This window comes from Euzebyales bacterium, from assembly GCA_035461305.1.
Lineage (GTDB): Bacteria > Actinomycetota > Nitriliruptoria > Euzebyales > JAHELV01 > JAHELV01.
Map to the genome: position 1 here is coordinate 1 of DATHVN010000041.1, position 3743 is coordinate 3743.

Annotated in this window: 5 protein-coding genes; 2 read left to right on the plus strand and 3 right to left on the minus strand. The window is 67.2% G+C overall.

What is annotated here, in order from left to right; translation table 11 throughout:
- Together VK923_03995 and VK923_04000 are read left to right on the plus strand one after the other, a co-directional pair.
- On the plus strand, positions 1–760 hold a 760-nt coding region (locus VK923_03995; protein HSJ43828.1), incomplete at its 5' end, for a hypothetical protein.
- Complete coding sequence (locus VK923_04000; GenBank protein ID HSJ43829.1) at positions 757–1743, plus strand: PA domain-containing protein; 987 nt, start codon at positions 757–759, stop codon at positions 1741–1743. The genes VK923_03995 and VK923_04000, both read left to right, overlap by 4 nt.
- 165 nt (positions 1744–1908) lie before the next feature.
- Here VK923_04000 and VK923_04005 read toward each other — a convergent pair whose 3' ends face one another.
- From VK923_04005 to VK923_04015, 3 genes are all read right to left on the minus strand, one after another.
- Complete coding sequence (locus tag VK923_04005; protein ID HSJ43830.1) at positions 1909–2199, minus strand: hypothetical protein; 291 nt, start codon at positions 2197–2199, stop codon at positions 1909–1911.
- 599 nt (positions 2200–2798) lie between these two features.
- On the minus strand, positions 2799–3479 hold the full coding sequence (locus tag VK923_04010) for a response regulator transcription factor (protein HSJ43831.1): 681 nt from the start codon (positions 3477–3479) through the stop codon (positions 2799–2801).
- Between the two features lie 79 nt (positions 3480–3558).
- On the minus strand, positions 3559–3743 hold a 185-nt coding region (locus VK923_04015), incomplete at its 5' end, for a hypothetical protein (protein HSJ43832.1).

Consider the following 3743-nt stretch of genomic DNA (forward strand, 5'->3'; position numbering starts at 1 on the left):
ACGCCTGATCCGGGACGCGACCACCGACGTGTGGGCGCTCGGAGGCCATGCCTACATCGGAAGCTTCAACGAACCCTGCGGCACCGGTGAGAACTACATCGCCGGCGTCGGCGAGGTCGAGCTCGTCGAGGACATCGAGCAGCCCGGGATCGCGATCTTCGACGTCCACGACAAGAACAAGCCGGCCTACGTCGGCAACCTGCCGTCGGTCCAGGTCAGCCGCACCAACGACGTCAAAGTCGCCGAAATGAGCTCGGGCACCATCCTGGTGCACTCCAACGAGGCGTGCGGCGGCGGCAAGGGCGGCTTCGAGGTCTATGACGTCACGGACCCGACCAGCCCGGTGCATCTCGCGTCGGTGCAGATCGACGAGCTGAACCCGATCTCGGACGTGCTGTTCGGTGGCATCACCGACGTCGGCGTCCACAACGCCTGGTTGTTCAGCCAGGGAGACCGCGACTATGTGTCGGTCGTCGCCGAGACTGCGTTCGACACCTTCCAGACCTACGAGATCACTGATTCCACGGACCCGACGCTGGTCAGCGCCTGGGGTGCCGAGGAGATCTTCGACCCTGGCGTGGGTGACCTCACCGATCCGTCGGACCCCGAGCAGTTCAACCGCGCCCTCGAGGCCGCGCTGTGGTTGCTGGACGGGCCGGGCTCGTCGCAGAACCGTTTCCTGCACGACATCACCTACAACCGTGAGGGCACCAACGCCTACCTCAGTAACTGGGACGCGGTCTGGTCCTGCTCGACATGAGTGACCCGGCGAACCCGGTGTTCGTGTCGCAGGCGATCGACTTGGAGGAAGGCTCGCTCGACGGTGAGCTCAACAGCCACGCGGCGTGGCCGAGCGAGGACGAGACGATCGTCGTCGAGACCGAGGAGGACTTCGACGCGTGGGAGATCAGCGTGCCGCCGTCGAACCTGACGCTCGACGGTTCGGAGACTCCAGGTGACCCGACAATCCCCGCGACGGCGATCTCGACGAATGCCGGGGACTTCTTCGAGGCCAACCAGACCGGGCTGACCGGCTCGACCGACGGGTCGTCGGTCGCCGTCGACGGTGGTCCGACCTTCGCCGCGATCGAACTGTCCACCGCCGCGGGCTCGCCGACGTTCGACGACACCGGGACGGTCAGCGGTGAGTTCGTCTGGCTCGGTCGCGCGTGCACCCTCACCTCAGGCGACACACTGCTGAACAGCGACGCCTTCGACGAGGGCGACATCGCGGTGGTCCGGCGAGGTGCCTGTGAGTTCCAGGAGAAGGCCGACGCCGCCGCGAGCATCGGCGCCGACGCGGTCATCATCGCCAACAACCTGACCGAATCCACCCCCTGGGGTGGCGTACGCATCTGGGACTACTCTGACCGGAAGAATCCAGTACTGGCGTCGACGTTCTACACAACGTGCGCCGCGGTCAGCACCCCGATCGAGGGCTGCGACCCGGCCGGAACGTACTCGGTGCACAACGTGCAGGTCGAGACGCGGGGGAACAGGACCTACGCGTACATCTCGTGGTACTGGGACGGGATGGTCGTGCTCGATGTGACCGACCCGTACAACCCCACTGAGGTCGCGCGGTTCTTCGACAACTCGGAGGCGTTCATCGCCGCCAACGGTGGCAACCCGCACGACTTCTGGGGCGTGTACAAGATCGAGAACGAGCCCTTCGTGTATGGCTCTGACCGCAACGGCGGGTTGTACGTCTTCAAGCTCACTGGCAAGGGGTCCGGCCAGTAGGAGCGCGGTGCTGACCGCCTGCTGACACTACTGGTCGGGCTTCCACGGCAACCGACAGACCTGGGGGTGCCTGGTCGTCGCACTGGTGTTGGACGCCAGCTGCAGCCCGCGAGACCAGCCCCCGCTTCTGGGCGTCGCGGGTCGAGGATTGCTGCGCCGGTCGACCTATTCGTTCACCGTCAGATCTCCGCGCATGCCTGCCCTGACAGCTCGGCCCGACACCGCCGCCGGGTTCATGCTCGAAGACGAGCACGTCCCATCCCATGAGAACGACGCGGCGTGGCCGATCGTCACGCCTGGCACCGAACGCGTGTACTGGAACGCTGGATCCTCGAGCGACCCGCCGCTCGGTCCGCCAAGACTCCACACCGTGTAGCCGTCGTCGCCGGCGCAGGCCGCCAGCAGCGCTTCTCCAAGGATCACACCGGTGTCGTGGCAGTCACGACCAAAGTCCACGTCGAGGTCGTCGGCGGCCGCCCAGCGCACAAAGCTTGCGCTTGCCGGGTCATCGAGCGGGACCTCGACGATGTCAATGCCGGCGCAGTGGCTGCCGAGTTGTAGATCAGCAGTCGACCATTCTCGAGATCCGGGACACCTGTGGCCGTGTGGGAGCCGCATCTGGCCGGCATCGTCGCGTCACCGGGCAGCGCGGCTGCCATTCGGTTGAAGCTGCGGGTGACGTGTGCGAGCTCATCGTCGGGTGACGGGACCGGTACCCGCGTGTGGTGGTCGCCAGCCGCGATGGGTTCGGCGCCGACTGCCAGACGGTCGACGGGCCGGGCGATGCGCCGCGCTACGTACCAGCTGAATCCGAGCGCCGTGACGGCCGCGGCCAGCACGGCGAACCCCAGGGACAGTAGCAGCGCGCGGGCGAACGCTTCGTCGAGGTGGGCCGCTGCGCTGTCGGAGACGGGGCCGACGGCTGCTCGAATGTGGCTGCGGACAGGCTCGGGCCGGCGAGGACCGCGACCACGGCCAACGTCGCGGCGCCCACAGCGATCACCAGTGCGTGCGCGGCGAGCAGCCGCCGCGTCAATCCGGACACGGCACTGCTGTCACGGTGGGACCCCCATGCGGTAGCCGACCCCGCGAACGGTGACGACGACGTCCGGGTCGTCCAGCTTGCGGCGCAGGTTCGCGACATGCACATCGACCACATGCTCGTCGCGGTACTCGGGTGATCCACGCAGGCGTTCCAGCAACTGGCCACGCGACTGGACGACGCGGGGACGTTCGGACAGCGTGTCGAGCAGGTCGAACTCGGTTCGTGTCAACTCGACCGGTCGGCCGTCGACGTGGACCTGGCGCGCATCGACGTCGATGACGAGGTCACCGAGGCGACGGACGTCCCCACGATCCCGCCCACCGCGTGGGCGGCGCAGCATGGCGTGGATGCGCGCAACCAGCTCCCGCGGGGAGAACGGCTTGGACAGGTAATCGTCGGCGCCGACCGACAATCCCACGATCCGATCGACCTCCTCTGCCTTGGCCGTCAGCATGATGATGTAGGCGTCGCTGAAGCCGCGAAGCTCCCGGGCCACCTCCAGCCCATCGACGCCCGGCAGCATCAGATCCAAGACGACCACGTCCGGCGCTTCTGCACGCGCCGCGTCGAGTGCCGTTCGACCGTCGAACGCCTCGATGACGCGGAACCGTTCACGCTCCAGGTATGAGCGCACGAGACGCACCAGCGGGCGTTCGTCATCGACGACCAGCACCGTAGGCTCTGTGTCCATCGCAGCCATCGTCACGGCGGATCTGCCGCGCCAGGGTCAGGTCGGCCTGGCGCCAAGAGGTGCGCTCGAGCCGGAGTGCTCATGGGGTCACCTCGATCACACCCACCATCCCGGCGTCGTAGTGGCCGGGCTGATGGCAGCCGTACAGCACGTCACCGGGCTCGACGAACGTCCGCGCCTCGGTGTCCTCCGCGGAGTCGGTGGCGCCAGAGCCACAGCCGCCAGGATCACCGCCACAACGGCAACACCACCAGAAGTGTTGGT